Annotated in this window: 16 protein-coding genes; 1 reads left to right on the forward strand and 15 read right to left on the reverse strand. The window is 63.6% G+C overall.

Annotated features, from left to right (window positions below; all coding sequences use genetic code 11):
* Positions 1-4: 4 nt before the first annotated feature.
* From EOA13_RS12060 to EOA13_RS12115, 14 genes are all read right to left on the reverse strand, one after another.
* On the reverse strand, positions 5-982 hold the full coding sequence (locus EOA13_RS12060) for an ABC transporter permease (protein ID WP_127292883.1): 978 nt from the start codon (positions 980-982) through the stop codon (positions 5-7).
* A 17-nt stretch (positions 983-999) separates the two neighbouring features.
* A complete protein-coding gene (locus tag EOA13_RS38635) occupies positions 1,000-1,995 on the reverse strand; it encodes an ABC transporter substrate-binding protein (protein WP_245490362.1) in 996 nt (331 codons plus the stop codon).
* Complete coding sequence (locus tag EOA13_RS38640; protein WP_245490363.1) at positions 1,992-2,576, reverse strand: ABC transporter substrate-binding protein; 585 nt, start codon at positions 2,574-2,576, stop codon at positions 1,992-1,994. The genes EOA13_RS38635 and EOA13_RS38640 overlap by 4 nt, the downstream gene beginning before the upstream one ends.
* A 224-nt stretch (positions 2,577-2,800) precedes the next feature.
* Complete coding sequence (locus EOA13_RS12070; RefSeq protein WP_127292886.1) at positions 2,801-3,793, reverse strand: ABC transporter permease; 993 nt, start codon at positions 3,791-3,793, stop codon at positions 2,801-2,803.
* Positions 3,794-3,797: 4 nt separating this feature from the next.
* A complete protein-coding gene (locus tag EOA13_RS12075; protein ID WP_127292888.1) occupies positions 3,798-4,763 on the reverse strand; it encodes an ABC transporter permease in 966 nt (321 codons plus the stop codon).
* Positions 4,756-6,402, reverse strand: a complete 1,647-nt coding sequence (locus EOA13_RS12080) for an ABC transporter ATP-binding protein (RefSeq protein WP_127292891.1) — start codon at positions 6,400-6,402, stop codon at positions 4,756-4,758. The genes EOA13_RS12075 and EOA13_RS12080 overlap by 8 nt, the downstream gene beginning before the upstream one ends.
* A 29-nt stretch (positions 6,403-6,431) precedes the next feature.
* Positions 6,432-8,189, reverse strand: a complete 1,758-nt coding sequence (locus EOA13_RS12085) for an ABC transporter substrate-binding protein (RefSeq protein ID WP_127292893.1) — start codon at positions 8,187-8,189, stop codon at positions 6,432-6,434.
* Between the two features lie 123 nt (positions 8,190-8,312).
* A complete protein-coding gene (locus tag EOA13_RS12090) occupies positions 8,313-9,530 on the reverse strand; it encodes a GNAT family N-acetyltransferase (protein WP_127292895.1) in 1,218 nt (405 codons plus the stop codon).
* Complete coding sequence (locus EOA13_RS12095) at positions 9,527-10,789, reverse strand: acyl-CoA dehydrogenase family protein (protein ID WP_206535274.1); 1,263 nt, start codon at positions 10,787-10,789, stop codon at positions 9,527-9,529. Before EOA13_RS12095 ends, EOA13_RS12090 begins: the two co-directional genes overlap by 4 nt.
* A gap of 50 nt (positions 10,790-10,839) precedes the next feature.
* Positions 10,840-11,421 carry an LLM class flavin-dependent oxidoreductase gene (locus EOA13_RS38300; RefSeq protein WP_245490366.1) on the reverse strand — a complete coding sequence of 194 codons (582 nt, stop codon included), beginning with the start codon at positions 11,419-11,421 and terminating at the stop codon, positions 10,840-10,842.
* The gene (locus EOA13_RS38305; protein ID WP_206535276.1) at positions 11,316-11,984 is read right to left on the reverse strand and encodes an LLM class flavin-dependent oxidoreductase; all 669 of its coding nucleotides are present in this window, start codon (positions 11,982-11,984) and stop codon (positions 11,316-11,318) included. Before EOA13_RS38305 ends, EOA13_RS38300 begins: the two co-directional genes overlap by 106 nt.
* Positions 11,981-13,405 carry an LLM class flavin-dependent oxidoreductase gene (locus EOA13_RS12105; protein ID WP_127292900.1) on the reverse strand — a complete coding sequence of 475 codons (1,425 nt, stop codon included), beginning with the start codon at positions 13,403-13,405 and terminating at the stop codon, positions 11,981-11,983. Before EOA13_RS12105 ends, EOA13_RS38305 begins: the two co-directional genes overlap by 4 nt.
* Positions 13,406-13,413: 8 nt before the next feature.
* Positions 13,414-14,652 (reverse strand): acyl-CoA dehydrogenase family protein, encoded by a 1,239-nt coding sequence (locus tag EOA13_RS12110; protein WP_127292903.1) that lies wholly within the window; start codon positions 14,650-14,652, stop codon positions 13,414-13,416.
* Positions 14,649-16,058 (reverse strand): LLM class flavin-dependent oxidoreductase, encoded by a 1,410-nt coding sequence (locus tag EOA13_RS12115; RefSeq protein WP_127292906.1) that lies wholly within the window; start codon positions 16,056-16,058, stop codon positions 14,649-14,651. Before EOA13_RS12115 ends, EOA13_RS12110 begins: the two co-directional genes overlap by 4 nt.
* Here EOA13_RS12115 and EOA13_RS12120 point away from each other — a divergent pair, their 5' ends adjacent.
* Positions 16,059-16,364, forward strand: a complete 306-nt coding sequence (locus tag EOA13_RS12120) for a hypothetical protein (protein WP_127292908.1) — start codon at positions 16,059-16,061, stop codon at positions 16,362-16,364.
* 34 nt (positions 16,365-16,398) lie between these two features.
* Here the strand turns inward: EOA13_RS12120 and uxuA are convergent, their stop codons facing one another.
* Positions 16,399-17,583 carry a mannonate dehydratase gene (gene uxuA / locus EOA13_RS12125; RefSeq protein ID WP_127292911.1) on the reverse strand — a complete coding sequence of 395 codons (1,185 nt, stop codon included), beginning with the start codon at positions 17,581-17,583 and terminating at the stop codon, positions 16,399-16,401.
* Positions 17,584-17,593 lie beyond the last annotated feature (10 nt).

The raw sequence follows: 17,593 nt of genomic DNA on the forward strand, positions 1-17,593 counted from the left end.
CGCCTCAAGCTCCCATTTCGATGCGCGGATCGGCGGCAACGTAGAGAAAATCCGCGGCCAGGTTGATGACGACGACGATTGTCGAGGTGATGAAGAAGATCGCCAGCAAGAGGTTGTAGTCCCGCTGCATGAGGGCATCGAAGGCGAGACGCCCGACGCCCGGCCAGGCGAACACCGTCTCGATCAGGATCGACCCGCCGATCAGTTGTCCGGCCTGCAAGGAGGCGAAGGTGATGATCGGCAGCAGCGCGTTCCTCAGCACATGCTGGCGCCAGATCAATCCCGGTTTCAGGCCCTTGGCCCTGGCGGTACGGACAAAATCGCGATCGAGCACGTCGAGCACCGAGGCGCGCGTCACGCGCATGTAGATGGCCATGTAGAACAGGCCTAGCGTCAGAGCCGGAAGAATGAGATGAACGGCGACATCCCCGACAAGCGAGAGATCCGACCCGCCCTCGCCTACCGTCTGCATGCCGTAGGACGGCAGCCAGTTCAGCCAGACCGAAAACAGCAGGATCGCCATCAGGCCGGTCCAGAACAGCGGCATGGCAAAGAACATCACCGAAATGCCGGTCAGCACGGCGTCGAGCAGACTGCCGGCGTGCCGGGCGGCGATGGACCCGAGCGCAATGCCGATCCCCAACGCAAAGCCAAAGGCGGTCAATGTCAGAAGCAGTGTGGCCGGCAGCCTTTCCGCGATGATATCGACAACAGGACGCTGGTCGCGGTAGGATTGGCCGAAGTCGAGACGCGCCAGCGACTTGGTGTAGATCCACAATTGCTCGGGCACGGAGCGATCAAGCCCGAGATCGTGGCGCAGTTCCGCGACAAAGGCCGGGTCGGCCGCGCCCTGATCCCCGGCCAGGACGGATGCCGCATCTCCCGGTGCGAGGCGCAGCAGCACGAAGTTGAGCACGATAACCCCAAACAGGATGAGAACCGCGCGGGCGGCCCGTCCCGTCAGGAAGCCAAGACGATCCATCCTACCCAGCCCGCCAGCTATTTCGCCAGCCAGACATCGGCGAAGTTTTCATCTGTGCCGAGACCGGTCGCGATCAGATTGTGAACCTTGGTTCGGTAGAGCGTCGGAAAGACGATGTCGTGCGTCCAGATCAGCGGCACATCGGCGGAGATGATCTTCTGGGCTTGCGAATAGAGCGCCTTGCGCTTGTCGAAGTCGTTCTCATGGGCGGCGTCGGCCAGCAGTCTGTCGACCTCGGGGTTGGAATAGCCATGCACATTGCCGCCGGTCGTGCCCGCATTGTCGCCTTCGAGCGTGGTGTAGGCATAGCTGATGCCGATTGCCGGGTCGGGGGTGGTGTAGACAAAGTTTTCGGCAAGATCATAGTCGAAGGTGGTCAGCCGCTTGAACCAGCCCGGCACGTCGGTCGCCACGATGTTGACCTTGATGCCGACAGACGCCAGCGCCTCCCGGATATATTCCGCCTCGCGCTGCCACAGCTCGCCATAGGGCAGCGGAACGAACTGCAGTTCGAAGCGCACGCCGTTGGCGTCGGGCTTCAGGCCGGCCTCGTCGAGGATGGCGTTCGCCTTGGCCAGGTCGAATTCATATTTCGTTTCGACCGATGTGTCCTTGAACCGCGACAGGCGCGACAGCGGGCCGTTGGTCTCGTGCCCGAATCCACCAAAGATCGTGTCGATGATGAACTGGCGGTCGATCGCATGCGCGATCGCCCGGCGCACCCGCGCATCGTCGAGCGGCTTGTGGCGGTTGTTGAGGTGGATGTAGCCGACCGGTTGAAGAAATTCCCAGCCTGCCTCGGTCAGTTGCACGGCATCGAGCCCGGCCAACCGCGTGATGTCGAAGTTCTCGACGTCGCCTGCGCGCAGCACATCCACCTGACCGGTTTCGAAAGCGATGGCGCGGCTGTTGGCGTCAGGGATGACGTGGAAGAAGATGTCGTTCAGATGGGGCTTGCCGGCATCCCAATAGTCAGGGTTGCGGACAAGGTGGATGAAGGACCCCTTCTTCACTCGGCGAATTTGAACGGCCCGGTGCCGATGAACTTGCTGTTTGCCTCGGCGGTGCGAAAGTCGCTCACCCCTTCATAGAGATGGGCCGGCAGCACGGCGGTGTTGTGGACGTAGATGAAGGCTGGGTACGGCGCCTTGAGCGTGAACACCACGGTGTGGTCGTCCGGCGTGGCGATGTCCTTCACCTCCGCCAGGTTGAGTCGCGAGCGGGCCTGAAGTGCCGGCAGAAACTTCTGGAAGCTGAACACCACGTCCTTGGCCGTGAACGGCTGGCCGTCATGCCATTTTACATCGCGGCGCAGGTTGAAGGTGTAGACGAGGCCGTCATCCGAAATCGACCAGCTTTGCGCCAGCCTCGGCAGCGGCTTCAGATCGGCCGAATAGGTCAACAGGCTCTCGTAGATCTTGTTGCCGACGTAGGTCGTCGGGCCGAGGCGGTTGACGCCGACATTGACCGTCGGCGGCTCGGGCTGCACGATCAGATTGAGCGTCCCGCCCGCCTCCTGTGCCGCCAGTCCGGTCAGCGTCGGGAGGGTGACTGCCAGAGACAGCATGATGGTTCGCAACAGGCGGGAGATCATCGTGAGTTCACCTTGTCGAGTAATTGATCGCGGAGCCTGAGATGTCGCTCCGCAGGAGAGTGTGGCTCCACCGAATGACGCGGCCGATCTGCTTGCGAATTGCGGTGCGAATTTGTGACAAAGGGGATTATGATAAGGGAACGTGCTTCATCGATTTCAGCAAGAGCGGATATTTTTCCCAATATCCGTGCTGAAATGAGAGCGAATTGCCCGATGGCGACCGGTCACGACTGGCTCGCCGGATCGCGCCATCTGGTTGTGATGTCGACGGCGAAGGTGCAGAACACGAACGATGCCGCGGCGAAGATCGTCGTCCCGATGACGACCGGAAAATCGCCTTCAAGCGCCGAGTTGATCGCCAGCCGGCCGACGCCGTCCAATCCGAAGATCGTCTCCGTGACGATCGCCCCACCCATGATGACGGCAAGCTCCAGGCCACCCAGCGTGATCACCGGATTGAGCGCGGCCTTCAACGCATGATCGTAATAGACCCGCCATTCCGGAACACCCTTGGCGCGCGCCGTCCTTATGTAGTCCTCGCCAAGGATCTCGAGCATGCTTGCGCGGATCAGCTGCTGGAAAATGCCGATCTCGGCAAGTGCCAGCGTCAGCCACGGCAGGGCCAGATGCCGGGCCCATTCGAACGGATCTTTCGTCAGCGGCACATAACCGCTGCTTGGAAACCAGAAGACCCCATGATTGGAGAGCTGGAAGAAGAGGAAGTAGGAGATCAGGATGCCGGATAGGAACGTCGGCACCGACAGGCTCACATAGGCTAAGCTCGATATCAGCCTGTCCAGCCAGGAGCCTTGCCGGCGCGCGGCAATCACTCCAAGCAGGATCGACAGCGTCATCCAGATGACGACGGCACCAAGGGCTAGCGAAAGCGTCACCGGCACCTTGGACAGGATGAGATCGGTCACCGGTGTCTGCTTGCGGAAGGAGTAGCCCAGCGCCGGCGGCCAGTGAGCGATCCCCATCGGCGCGCCCTGGATGTCGGGGCCGCGGTAGAGGTAATACCATAGCTGGAGATACCATGGCTCGTTAAGCCGCAGCGCGTGCGCTATGGCATCGATCGCCTGCTGGCTGGCGTTGCGCGGCGCCAGCATGGCGGCCGGATTGCGGTAGGCTGTGCGGGTGATGAAGAACGCGATCACCAGCACGATCAGCAGCGTCGAGAGCGCCCGGAAGATCAGCCTGCCTGTATGCCGGATCATGGCGTCACCCGCTGCGGCGATGGGGGTCGAGGACGTTGCGCAGGCCAGCGCTCAGCGTGTTGAAGCCGGCCACGGTCAGAAACAGCGCGATGCCGGGTCCGAGCAGGAACCATGGCTGCAACTGGTAGAGGGATGAGCGCTGCGCCTCGGCGATCATATTGCCCCAGCTCGGCTGCGGCGCCTGCACGCCGACGCCGAGGAAGGAGAGCGTCGCTTCGGCGATGATGTTGGTCGGCAGTTGTACCGCCCAGTAGACCAGGATGACCGGCGCGATGTTGGGCAGGATCTCGCGCATGATGATCCTGGTCTTCGAGGCGCCGATCGTCTGCGCGGCTTCCACCAGCGGGCTGCGGCGCAGGACAAACACCAGGCCGCGCGTCAGCCGGGCAAAGTAGGTCCAGGAAAACAGGGTTATGATCAGCACCACCACCAGGGAGGGCGCAACAAACGGCTTGCCATCGACGCCCCGGTTCAGCGACAGGAGGCTGAGCGCGGTGACGATGAACGGAAACGACAAAGCGACGTCCACCGCCTGCGAAATGACGCGGTCGACGCGACCGGCAAGAAATCCGCTGACGAGGCCGATGGCGGTGCCGATGATCATGGCAAGCGTGGTCGCCGGGATGGCGATGGCCAGCGATACGCGCGCGCCGTAGAGCGTTCTGACCAGCACGTCGCGGCCGTTGCCGTCGGCGCCAAGTGGAAATTCGAACGTGGGGCCAGTCGGCAGTCCCATCTCGGTCAACGCCGTATCGCGGAACTGCTCCGTCACCCCGTGCCCCAGCAGCCATGCGACCACTGGCGCCAGCAGCGCACCGGCGGTGACGAAGCCTATGATCAGCGCGCCGATGCGAAAGGACCGTTCGCGCAGCAGCGCTCGCAGAAGCAGCGACCTGTAGGAATTCACCACCTCGCCATGCCCCAGCAGGACGTGGTCCTGGACGGACGCCAGGGCACGGATCTCAGGCATGCGCGGCGATCCGCTCGGGAACCGGGTTGCGCCGCAGGACCTTGCCGGGGATCGCGTCTATCAGCCTGACCGTGTAGGGATGCCGGGGAGCGCCGAAGACACGGCCTGTCTCGCCGGCTTCCACGATGACGCCCTTCTCCAGCACGATGACGCGGTCGCACAGTTCCGACACGACGCCGAGATCATGCGAGATGAAGAGCAGCGACAGGCCTCGCTGCCGGCGAATGGTCTGCAGCAGCCTGATGATCTTCGCCTGCGTCGTGATGTCGAGTGCCGATACCGGCTCGTCGGCGACGATCAGCGAGGGTTCGAGCGCGATGGCGCGCGCAATGGCGACACGCTGCCGCTGGCCACCTGAAAGCTGGGCCGGGAAACGATCCAGCACGTCGTCGGGAAGTTCCACGTCGCGCACCAGATCCTGCACGCGCCGGCGTATCGCCGCGGCGTCCAGTCTGGTGCCGATGATGAAGGGTTCCGCCAGAATGGACCGGATGCGCCGCCGCGGGTTGAGGCTTGCATAGGGGTCTTGAAAGATAACCTGTATGTCCGACCGCAATTGCCGGTCGATGGCGATGCCGCCGACACCCGGACGCGAATAGATACGCTCCCGCAGGGAGATGCTGCCCTCGTCCGGCCGGTCGAGCCCGGCGATCAGCCGGCCGATTGTCGACTTGCCGGAGCCGGATTCGCCGACGAGGCCGACGATCTCGTTTTCGCGGACGGTGAACGAGATATCCGTGAGCACCGGCCTGATCAGACCGCCTGCGGCGGAGCGGCCTGCGAACGAACGCGCGATTGCCGAGACGGAGAGCAAATCGGGCATCGACGGCAGCGCCGGGAGTAGCGATGATCGCGCCGCGCGTGCAACAAGGCCGCCAAGCCGCGCCGCACCGAGCAACTCCCTGGTGTAAGCCTGGCGCGGTGCCCTGTAAATCAGCTCGGCCGGCGCCTGCTCCACGACGTGCCCCGCGCGCATCACCAGGACATCGTCGGCAATGTCCGAAACGACGGCCAGATCGTGGCTGACGAAGATCATTGCCGTGCCGTGGTCCTGCTGGATTCGTTTCAGCAGATCAAGGATCGACGCCTGCACGGTCACGTCGAGCGCCGTCGTCGGTTCGTCGGCGATGATCAGACCGGGATTGAGCGCGATCGCCGCTGCAATCATCACGCGCTGGCGCATGCCGCCCGAGAACTGCCTGGGATAGTCGTTCACGCGGGCCGAAGGGTCGGGGATGCCGACATCGGCCAGAAGATCGAGAACGCGCTGACGCAGCTCCCCACGTCCCACCCCGCGGTGCGCGGTGATCGCTTCGGCGATCTGCTGGCCGATCGTCTTCAACGGATGAAGATTGCTGAGCGGGTCCTGGAAGACGAAGCCGATGTCGGCACCTCTCCGCCGGCGCAGGTCGCCGGCGGAGAGGCCCAGTATCTCATCGCCCTTGTGCAGCACGCTGCCGCGAACACTCGCCGCCGGTGGCAGAAGGCCGGTGGCGCCGAGCAGCGACACGCTCTTGCCCGAGCCCGATTCACCGACGATGGCAAGCGTCCTGCCCGGCTCGACGGAAAACGAGACGCCATGCACCACGTCCACGCCGCCGAACGCGACGCGCAGATCGGCGACAGAGAAGATGGGCACGCGCGCCTCCTTTTGCCGGTCCGGCCTTGCTACTGCTTGAGAGCGATGTTGGTGATGTCGGCATTGACCGCCAGCGACGACCACACCCAGTTGGCGAGCCGATCGGAGGTGACCACGACCTTGCGTTTCTCGAACAACGGAATCCAAGGCAGGTCGGCGGAGACGAGCTTGTCGGCCTTGGTCCAGATCGGCCCCGGATCGTCCGACGGATAAGCCTGCGCCGCTAGCTTGTTGAGTTCCGGATTGCTGTAGCAAATGGCGTGGACGTTGCCGGTGCCGCAAGGTGCCGCGTCCGAATTCAGCCAGCCGCCAAGCAGCATGCGCGTGCTCGGTCCCTGCCAGTCCGGGGAGAATGTGCCGCCGAGGGACACGTCCCAGCGGCTCTTCGGATCCTGGATGAAGGCGTACCACTGCGTCGGCGGGATCGGGATCAGGTTGAGCGTGATACCCGCTGCTTCCAGATCCTCCTTCAGCGTCACGGCAATCGCTTCGAACTGCGCGTTGCCCCTGTAGATCGCGTCGAACGCAATGCCATTCGGATATCCCGCTTCGGCGAGCAGTTCCTTTGCCTTGGCCGGATCACCCCTGTAGCTCTCGGTCGGGTACGGATCGAACTTCTCGTAGCCGAGAATGGTCGAGGTGATGATCTGGGTGAGCGGCACGGCGCCGATCGAACCGGCCTGGGTCTGCGCCAGATGTTCGCGGTTCACCGCATAGGTCAGCGCCTGCCGGACCTTCAGCTTGCGCAGCGCCTCGGCCCCGTCGCTCTTGACCTCCGGCCGCTGGTTGAAGGTGATGAAGTTCGCCGATCCACTGTTCGTCACATGGATGTCGGGGCTCTTCTGCGACAGGAAGCGCTGGATCGTCGGAATGGGCGGGATGTCGAGATACAGCGACAGATCGGCCTCACCGGCGATGATCTTCTGGACGACGCTGTCCTCGCTGTTGGCCGTGAAATCGATATCGATCTCATCGGCATAGGCCTTGCGCGCTGGGTCGGACTCCGGCTTGAAATTCTTTGCCTTCTTCAGGACCAGCTTCTGACCCTGCTCGTAGGTGTCGACATAGTAAGGGCCGCTGGACGGCAGGTTCTTGCGCGACTCCAGCGAGTCCGGGAAATATTTGGACGCGATCTCGGGCGCCACCGGCGACACGAAATTCATCGAAAGGATGTTGAGGAAATCGTAGTTCTTGGTGTCCGACTTGATGACCAGCGTGTGCTCGTCGGGAGCCGAGACGCCGGCAATCTCATGCGTGTCGGTGAAAGCCTTGGTCGCAGCGAGATCGCCTGTCGGCACTTTCGCGAATTCCTTGCAATAGTCGACGAAGCCGGAGATCACGAGGTTGAAATAGTTGATGGCGGCGACCTGCTTGTTGGGATCGCAGAAGCGCTTGACGCCATAGACGAAATCGCTGGCGACGATCTTGCGCTCGAGGCTGCCGGAGAAGAACACGTCGTCCTTCAAATGGAAGGTGTAGACCTTGCCGTCGTCGCTGATGTCCCAGGACTTGGCGAGATCCGGCACGAGCGTGGTGTCCTCCTTAAGGCCGGCTGGCGAGCCGGGATAGGTCACCAGCTGGCGCGTTGTTGCGCGCAGGATTTCCCAGGAATCGATGCTGTAGCCGGTGAGTGGATCGAACGCATCGAGATCGGACTGGATCGAAGCAATCCGCAGGACCCCGCCATGTTTCAGATCTTCCGCTTGCGCGGATGAACCAAGAACAGAAATCGACAGAATGCCAATTGCAATTCCCAATAATAACTTACGCGCAACATGTGTTGTCATTACTTCTCTCCGATTATAAATAATTCTTCAAAATACCATTGCATTTAGCGAGAATAATTTTGAGATAGAATTACCCATTTTTCAAACACACTTTCAAAATACATTTTATATTAGCTCCGCCTGTCAAAACATTGTTCCGGAATGAGGCAAGGCCGGCGCCGTGAACAGCGTGTCGAGCGTTTCGACCGCAGCCCGGTCGAAGTCGCCGAGGCGCCCCGTCTGCGCGAGCTGCCACCACTTCACGCCGCCGAGATAGGCCGCCGAAACCGCGGCCACGTCCGTCACCACGGCGGCGGACAGATTGGTGCGCTCGGCTCCTTCTGGCGAGAGGCGCAGCCTGGTCGCGTTCTCGGGCAGGATGGCATCGGAGACTTCCAGCACGACGCTGCCCTGCCCGGCATAGGACCGGGCTGTTAGAGCCTTTTCAGCGTCCAGGAGCCGCAGCCATGTTTCGTCGCGCGCCGCCGAAACGCGAACGCTTCGAAAATCCTCGAACAGCCACGGCAGCAGATCGTCCGCGGGACGGCTCCAGAAGACGATGCGATGCGGCAGGTCGACCGCCAGCAGATGTGCGACCAGCGCGACATAGGCGGCCGGACTGTAGGCCACGATATCATCGACCACGATGGTGCGTTCCGAGCTGGTGAACCAGCTGTCGAGGCCGACAGGGTGATAGCGCACGAACCCGGTTTCCGAACCGTTGTCGCCGTGAACGGCGACGTAGTTAGGCGTGCCGCTGTGCGCCTGGCGCAACGCCTGAAAATCCCACCAATAGGCCGAGCGTGTGATGACGCCCGCGCGCGAAACAGGCTGATCCGCGTAGATGCGCGCCTGTATCGCCCAGGCATCGTCGCTGTCGATCAGCCGAATCTTGTCGGTGTACGTCAGCCCTGCCCGCAGGCGCGCGCGCTGGGTGTCGACTTCCAGGCTGACAGAAGTATTGGCGATCGCATAGCCAAAGTTGCCGTAGATGCGCGCGTCGGAGGCCCGCAAGGTGGCCGCCGCCTCGCCCTGCTCGCGCGCGGCGCGCAGCTGCGCCTTGAACAGCGCCGTGGCGGCGCCACGCCGCGTATGGGTGGGCAGCACCCCGACATGGGTGACCGCGGCCTGCGGCAACCAGGCGCCGCCGGGAACCGCGATCCGTCCCGAATAGGAGTCGGTTGTGCCAACGAGCGTCTCGCCGTCGAAGGCGCCCCAGGTGCGATCCGGCTCGAACAATCTGTCGATCAGCGCGTCGTCGATCGGGCCGAGCGGCGGCAGGCCGACCATGGCCGTGCGGAAGGTGCGTGCGGCCTGCGCGAGTTCGGCCTTCCCGGTCAGCAGGCGCACATCCGATATCATGATGCCCTCCGCGTGGGCACGGCTTCAGGCTTGTGCGCTTCCGGCTGCGGCGGCTGCGCATAGGTTCGCGGTCTCGGCAGCGTTTCGGCCAGCAGATATGTGCCGACCTCGCGCGCCCGGTAGGAGACCGGATCGTGGACGGTATGGGTGCGCGCGTTGCGCCAATAGATGTCGAGGCCATATTTGTTGGCCGTCGAGCGCGCGCCCGTCGCTTCGAAGATGCGCGCCGTCACGTCGAGCACGACGTCGTTGGCGACGATCTTGCCCTGGTCGATGATCGTTGCGAGTTCGCCCCATTGCTGCGCCGTCACCGACGCTCCGGCATGCAGTGCCGCCTCGTAAAGCGCCGCGGCCTTGTCGGCGATTGCTATGCCCGCCGCAATGCCGGCGGATAGCCGGCCGAACAGCACCAGATGGTAGGGATCGTCGATCGCCCGTTCCAGCCCGGACTCCGGCCAGGGCCGGCCGAAGCGGCGGACATGATCGGCGGCGGCGGCAAGAGCGCCCTCGGCAATGCCGAGATAGAAATTGATGAAGATGAGCTGGCTGAACAGGACGCGCAGGCCGTCGCGCAATTCGACATCGCCCTCATAATCGTCGAGGGCGCTGAGCAGCTCATCCTCGAAGACTTCGACATGGTCGAAAGTGACACTGCCGCTCGCAGTCAGTCTCTGGCCGAGATTGTCCCAGTCGCCGCCGAAGCTGATGCCCTGGCGCGTCGGCGGGATCTGGTAGTGAGCGCGTTTGCCGTTGTCCCAGAGGCTGACGGTGATGACCTGGGCCACCGAGGCGCCGGTTGCGAAGGTGCGCCTGCCGTTCAGGAATCGGCGGTCGCCGACATGCTCGATCTCGTTCCACTGGTCGCGCGGGTTGCTGACGCCGCCCTGGAACCAGCCTTGTGCGCCGACGCCACGCGCCGTCTTTTCCCACTGCTCGGCCGTGCCGAGAATGTAGGTCCAGACACCGTTGGAATAGTGATAGGCGATCAACTGCCCGATCGAGCCGTCGGCGGCGGCGATGATGCGGCTGATCTTGAGCGCCTGGACGAGGTTTGCGCCGGCGCCGCCGAACTCGCGTGGCGCGGCCAAGCCGAGCAGGCCGCTGTCGCGCAGCAGCGCCAGTTCTTCCACCGGGTCCTTGTTCGCCCGGTCGCGTTCGAGCGCCGTTGCCGCGAGTTGCTGCGCCACGTCGCGGGCCTTCTCGGCCCAGGTCTCGAATTCGGCGTCGCTGAGGCCCGGATAGATCTGAATGTCCGACATTGTCTTCTCGTCATGCTCCATTGTCGCGTCCACCTGAGGCCGCACATATTTCAGGCTGCGAGCAGCCCCTTCGATTTCAAGACCGCCAGCGCGCCTTCGGCGAAATGATAGGCTTCCTCGACGTGCGGCTGGCCCGACAGGATGAAGTGGTCGAAGCCGACGGCGTGGTACTCCTCGATGAGCGACGCAACCTGCTCGTGGCTGCCGACGATCGCCGTGCCGGCGCCGCCGCGAACCAGGCCGTAGCCGGCCCACAGATGCGGCGATATTTCGAGATCGCGCACGCTGCGCGCGGTGAGCGCCGCGGTGCCGCTGTCGCTATGCAACGCGTTCATCCGGCGCTGGCCGGCCGATTCCGTGCGCGCCAGGATTGCCTGCGCCTGCGCGATCCGTTCCGGCGTCAGTCTCTCCAGCAGCCGCTCGGCTTCTTCCCAGGCCTGCGCCTCGGTATCGCGACTGATGACGTGCAGGCGTATGCCGAAGCTTAGTTTGCGGCCCTGCGCGGCGGCGAGTTCCCGCACATGGCCTATCCGGGCAGCTTCCGTTGCCGGGCTCTCGCCCCAGACCAGATAGGTGTCGACATGGCGCGCGGCGACCGCTTGCGCAGCACCACTTGCGCCGCCGAAGAAGATGTCGGGAAGCGGCCATTTGCCGAAATCGATCTGGCGCCTTCAATGTCATAGTGCTTTCCCCTGAAATCGAAGCGCCGGCCCGAACCGGCGGGCAGGACCACGCCGCGCAGGATCTCGAGGAACTCTCCCGTGCGCTCATAGCGCTGATCGTGGCCGAGGTGGTCGCCGAAGCGTCTCTGCTCCAGCGGATCGCCTCCGGTGACGACGTTGAGCAGCAGCCGCCCACCCGATATGCGCTGAAAGGTCGCCGCCTGGTGGGCGACCAGCGTCGGCGAGATCAGGCCGGGACGGAAGGCGACGAGGAACTTCAACCGCGTGGTGACCTGCGCCAGTGCCGCCGTGACTATCCAGGCATCCTCGCACCAGGTTCCGGTCGGCGTCAGCACGGCTTCGAAGCCTAACGTCTCCGCGGTCTTGGCGACCAGTGAGAGGTAATCGAGGCTCGCTTCCCGGAACCGCGATCGTGACGGGCCGTTGCCGAGATGGGAATCATCGCCAGAGCCGACGATTTCCCGGCTGTCGCCGTTGGTCGGCAGATACCAGTGGAGATGGATACCGCTCACTCGGCCGCCTCGACGATGGTACCCCAGTTCGAGCGGTCGCGTGCGGCTGTTCCCGGATGGTCGTCGCGCAGCAGCCGCTGGCCCGCTCCCTGGAAGCGCTCGCGGATCGTGGTGCCGGGCGCGCCACGTTCCCGGATGCGACCCCGCCGCCGCAGCTCCGGGACGACGAATTCGATGAAGTCCTCGAATGTGCCCGGGCTGACGACATAGGCCAGGTTGAAGCCGTCGACGCCGGATTCATCGGCGATGCGTTCGAGCTCGTCGGCGATCCTCTGCGGTGAGCCGACCAGCTTGGGATGGATGCCGCCGAGCCCGATATACTCGGCGATCCCGGCCACGGTCCAGCGCCGGTCGGCATCGATCCGCGTCAGATTGGCAAGGGCTGAACGGCCGGCATTTGTCTCGATATATTCGAGCGGGTGGTCGAGTGGATATTGCGACCAGTCGACGCCGGTCCATGCCGAAAACAGCGCCAGGGCCGCTTCGACACTGGTGTAGGATAGATAGTTCTTGTGCTTGGCCTCGGCCTCTTCGTCCGTGGCTCCGGTGATGACGGTGACCGCGGTGATAAACTTTATCGCATCCGGCGCCCGTCCGAGTTCGACGGCGCGGGCACGGATCGCCTCGACCGAGCGGCGGATGGAGGCCGTGCTGGTGCCGCCGAGGAACACCACCTCGCCGTTGCGAGCAGCGAATTCGCGCCCGCGCGGCGAGGTTCCCGCCTGGAACAGAAGCGGCGTGCGCTGCGGACTGGGCTGCGCGAGATGCGCGCCGGGCACGGAGAAATATTTGCCGTGATGGCCGATCGGATGGACTTTGGAAGGATCGGTGTAGAGCCCCTTCTCGCGATCGTGCACGACCGCCCCGTCCTCCCAGGATCCCTCCCAGAGCTTGTAGGTGACATCCAGGAATTCCTGCGCCAGATCATAACGCTCGTCATGGTCGATCTGGCGCTCCAGGCCGAGATTCTTCGCCGCCGATTCCAGAACCGAGGTGACGACGTTCCAGGCGATGCGGCCCTTGGTCAGATGATCCAGCGTGGTGAACTTGCGGGCCAGGAGATAGGGCTGCTCGTAAGTGGTCGACACGGTGATGCCGAAGCCGAGATGCCTGGTGGCGGCGGCCATTGCCGAGACCAGCAGCAGCGGGTCGTTGACCGGCGACTGGGCTGCGGTGCGCAGCGACGCATCCGGTGTCCCCCGGAAGACATCGAGGTGGCCAAGCGCGTCAGCGAGGAACAGCGCGTCGAAGCCGCCGTCGTCGAGCAGCTTGGCCAGCGAGGTCCAGTATTCGAGGCTGGTGTAGGTGTTGGCGCGGTCGCTCGGATGACGCCAGAGGCCCGCCGACACGTGACCGACCACGGTCATACCGAAGCCGTTGAGGATGAGAGGCTTGACCGCCTTATGGGTGGAATTTGCCATGCTTCGGCTCACGAATAGTAGGTTGGCGGCGGCACACGGCCGTTAAGCGCGAAGTCACCGACTTCCAGCACCTTGTAGTGGACGGGATCATGCAGGCTGTGCGTACGCACGTTGCGCCAGTAGCGGTCGAAGCCGAACGAGCGCGCCGTGGAGCGGGCACCGGTCAGTTCGAATATGCGCGACGTCACTTCTAGGGCGACCTCGGTCGAATGCACCTTCGACTGGTAGGCGATTGCCGCGGCATGGCCACGTTCTTCCGCGGTGAGATCCCTGCCTCGCTCGAAGGCGCGCTGCACGGCCTCGCCGGCGGCGTCCGCGAGCGCCTGCGCGGACGCCAGCGCGATCGAAAGCCGGCCGAAGCGCTCGACAACCAGCGTGTCCTCGGAGGCTTTCTTTGCCGGCGAGGACAGCCATGGCCTGCCGTGTTGGGTGATGTAATCCCTGGCGTCTTCCAGGGCGGCAAGGGCGGTGCCGAGATAAAGTTCGCCGAAGGCTGCATGAACGATCGGCACATGCAGCATGGCACGCGGTGGATGAACCGTATCATCAGGCCAATGCCCGACCAGATCGTCGGCGGATGCGGCGACATTTTCGAGCGCCGCACTGCCGCTCACCGTCAGCCTCTGGCCGATATTGTCCCAGTCATTGCCGAAGCTGAGGCCTGACGTGGGGTTGGCGACGATGAACTGGCCGATATGACCGCTGGCATCGGTGCCGGCGATCCGCGTGCTCCCGGCAAAGCGCACCCAGACCTGCAGCGTGTCGGCCACTTGTGCACCACTGGTGAAAGGCTTGGCGCCGTTGAGCACGAAACCGCCGTCCACCTGCCTCGCCTCGACAAGCGGCTCATAGGCGGCCTGCGCGATACCGGCATGAAACCAGCCCTTGGAGAGAAAGCCTTGAAGCCGTCTTTCGATCAGGGACTTGTTGTCGCCGTCCAATCCGATTGCCGTGCCGAAGAGATGGTAGATGACGATCTGGGCTATCGATGTGTCGCCCTTTGCCAGGATACGGACGATCCTCAGTACTTCGGCCGGCGTCGCGCCGCCTCCGCCAAATCGCTCGGGAATATAGATCGTCAGCAGGCCGGCTAGACGCAAAAGGTCTATTTCGGCGTGCGGGGCGGCCCCGGCCAGATCGCGCGCGGCCGCGGTGCGCTTGAGCTCGCGTGCCACCCCCTCGGCCTTCTCGGCCCAGCCCTGGAAATCGCTGCGCTGCTCGCGCTGAACGACGGCATGGATGGTCATGATGCCAACGCCTCCGGCCGGCGGACCTGCGAGAAGGCATGCCGCGCCGCCGGATGATCGGCGGGCGGGCGGCTGTCACGCCCGAAGAGCCTGGAGCGCAGCGAGGGACCGAGATCCTCGCGAAGGCGCCCGCGCCGCCGCAACTCGGGAACGACATGGGCGGAGAAATCGATGAAGCTGCCCGGGCTGATCACATGCGTCAAATTGATGCCGTCGGTATCGGTGGCTTCCAGCCATTGCTCGAGCTCGTCCGCAACGGTCTTCGGACCGCCGACAAACGACTTGCCGCGCCCAAAACCGCCCTCCGGGGAAAACGCCTGGCGCAAGGTCCACTGGCGGCCCGACGACGGGTCGTCGAACATGCGCAGCAGGGAGCGGTTGGAATCGGTTTCGGTGTAGCGGATAGGCTGGTCGAGATCGTGCCTGGAAAAATCGATGCCGGTCGTTGCCGAATAATGCACCAGCGCGCCTTCGACATCGTAGTGCGACCTATAGTCAGCGAGCTTGGCGGCCGCGGCGGCGTCGGTTTCATCCGTGATCACCGAGACCGCGGATATGAACTTGATGCTGCCTGGAGCCCTGCCTTCATCGTGGGCAAGCCGCTTCACCTCAGCGACATTGCGGCGGATGCCATCGACATCGGCACCGGCGACAAAGACCACCTCCGCGTGACGAGCGGCAAAGCGCTGGCCGCGCGGCGAACCGCCCGCCTGGAACAGCACCGGCACCCTCTGCGGACTGGGCTCCGAGAGATGCGGACCCGGAACGTTGAAGTAGCGACCGGAATGACCGATCGGATGGACCTTTTCCGGATCGGTATAGAGACCGTCCGGGTTGGCGGCGCTGCCGCGATCACGCACCAGGGCACCGTCTTCCCAGGAACCCTGCCAGAGCTTGTAGGCGACATCCATGAACTCGTCGGCGATCTCGTAGCGCTCGTCATGCGCCACCTGCCTGTCGAGACCGAGATTGCGCGCCGCGCTGTCGAGCTGCGAGGTGACGACGTTCCAGGCGATCCGCCCCTTGGTGAGATGATCGAGCGTGGCGAATTTGCGCGCCAGCAGATATGGCTTTTCGTAGGTCGTCGAAACGGTGACGCCGAAACCCAGCCGGCTTGTCGCGCCGGCAAGCGCTGAGACCAGCAACAGCGGATCGTTGACGGGGGACTGCACGCCCTTTGCCAGCGAGGCGTCGTATCCACCGCCATAGACGTCGAGAAGGCCCAGCGCGTCGGCGATGAACAAGCAATCGAAGCCGCCCTCCTCCAGTGCTTTGGCAAGCTCGATCCAGTAGTCGAGCTCGGGATGTCGATAGGCCTGGTCGGCCGGATGACGCCAAAGGCCGTAGGCGACATGGGAGACGGCATTCATGGTGAAGCCATTGAGAATAATAGGAGATTTTGCCATATGACAACCCAGACAAACGCGCTCAGCACGGGATCGGTCTTTGTCTATGGATTTAGTGTATTCAAAGCATCGCGCGTGGAGATTTTTCCTAAAGATCGCGGTGTTTGTGACAATCCATTACTGGATGGCGTCGAAGCGGCCAGTGTCGAGCCGCATCACCAAGGTTGTCGTCAAGCCATGCGGACAATCCATGCCCAGCTTCGCCGAACTGCGGCAGCGCATGGCTGCCCTGGCGCGATGCGGCCCAGGGCGTTTCTCATCAATGTGGCATATAAGCACCGCGGGAGTGCAAAACCGGCGCGATAGTTTCAGATCCTGCCAGCCGAACTGAGGGGGCCGCTCAAGCCAGCTCGAACCGCTCGATGGCGCGCATGATGCCACGCAGCTCGGCGAGGCCTTTCAGCCGGCCGAGCAGCGAATAGCCGGGATTGATCCTGGTCTTGCCGATGTCGTCGGCGAGCAGATGGCCATGGTCTGGCCGCATCGGAATACGCCAGTCGGCACGGCCTTCCCGGCGGCGGCGTGCCTCTTCCTGCATCAGAGCCAGGATGACATGCGCCATGTCGGTGCCGCCCTCGAGATGCTCGGCCTCGTAGAACGAGCCGTCATCCTCGATGGTGATGTTGCGCAGATGGGCGAAATGGATGCGGTCGGCGAATTCCTTGACCATGGCGACGATGTCGTTGTCGGCGCGCGTCCCATAGGAGCCAGTGCAGAACGTCAGGCCGTTGGCGGGGCTGTCGACGGCGTTGAGGATGAAACGCGCATCCTCGGCGGTCGAAACGATGCGGGGGAGGCCATAGAGCGAGAAGGGCGGGTCGTCGGGATGGATGCACATGCGCACCCCCTCCTCTTCGGCCACCGGAATGATCTCGCGCAGGAACCAAGCAAGGTTGTCGCGCAGCTCCTTTGGTCCGATCGCATCGTAGTCCGCCAGGGCCTCGCGAAAACTGTCCCTGTTATAGCTGCGCTCGGTCGCCGGCAGGCCGGCGATCAGGTTGCGCTCGATCCTGTCGATCGCTTCGCTGCTCAATTCCTTCAGCCGCGCTTCCGCCTCGGCGATGCGGGCGGCGGTATAGCCGGCCTCGGCATTGACGCGCTTCAGCACGAACAAATCGTAGGCCGCGAAATCGATCGCGTCGAAACGCAGCGCATAACCTGTCGTCGGCAGCCGATAGGCTAGATCCGTTCGCGTCCAGTCGACCACCGGCATGAAATTGTAGCAGACCGTCGCAATGCCGGCCTTGGCGAGCGCGCGAATTGAGTCGCGATAGTAGCCGGCATAGCGCTCGCGTTCCGGCGCGCCGATCTTGAAGGAGTTGTGGACCGGAATGCTCTCGACCACCGACCATGTCAGGCCGGCGGCCTCGATGACACGCTTGCGCTCCAGAATGCTCTCGAGGGGCCAGGCGCGCCCGTCATAGATATCGTGCAAGGCGCTCACCACGCCGGTCGCACCGGCCTGCCTGACATGATCGAGCGTTACCGGGTCGTTCGGTCCATACCAGCGCCAGCACTGTTCCATTGCCGCTTCC

This window comes from Mesorhizobium sp. M7A.F.Ca.US.011.01.1.1 (assembly GCF_003998295.1).
GTDB lineage: Bacteria > Pseudomonadota > Alphaproteobacteria > Rhizobiales > Rhizobiaceae > Mesorhizobium.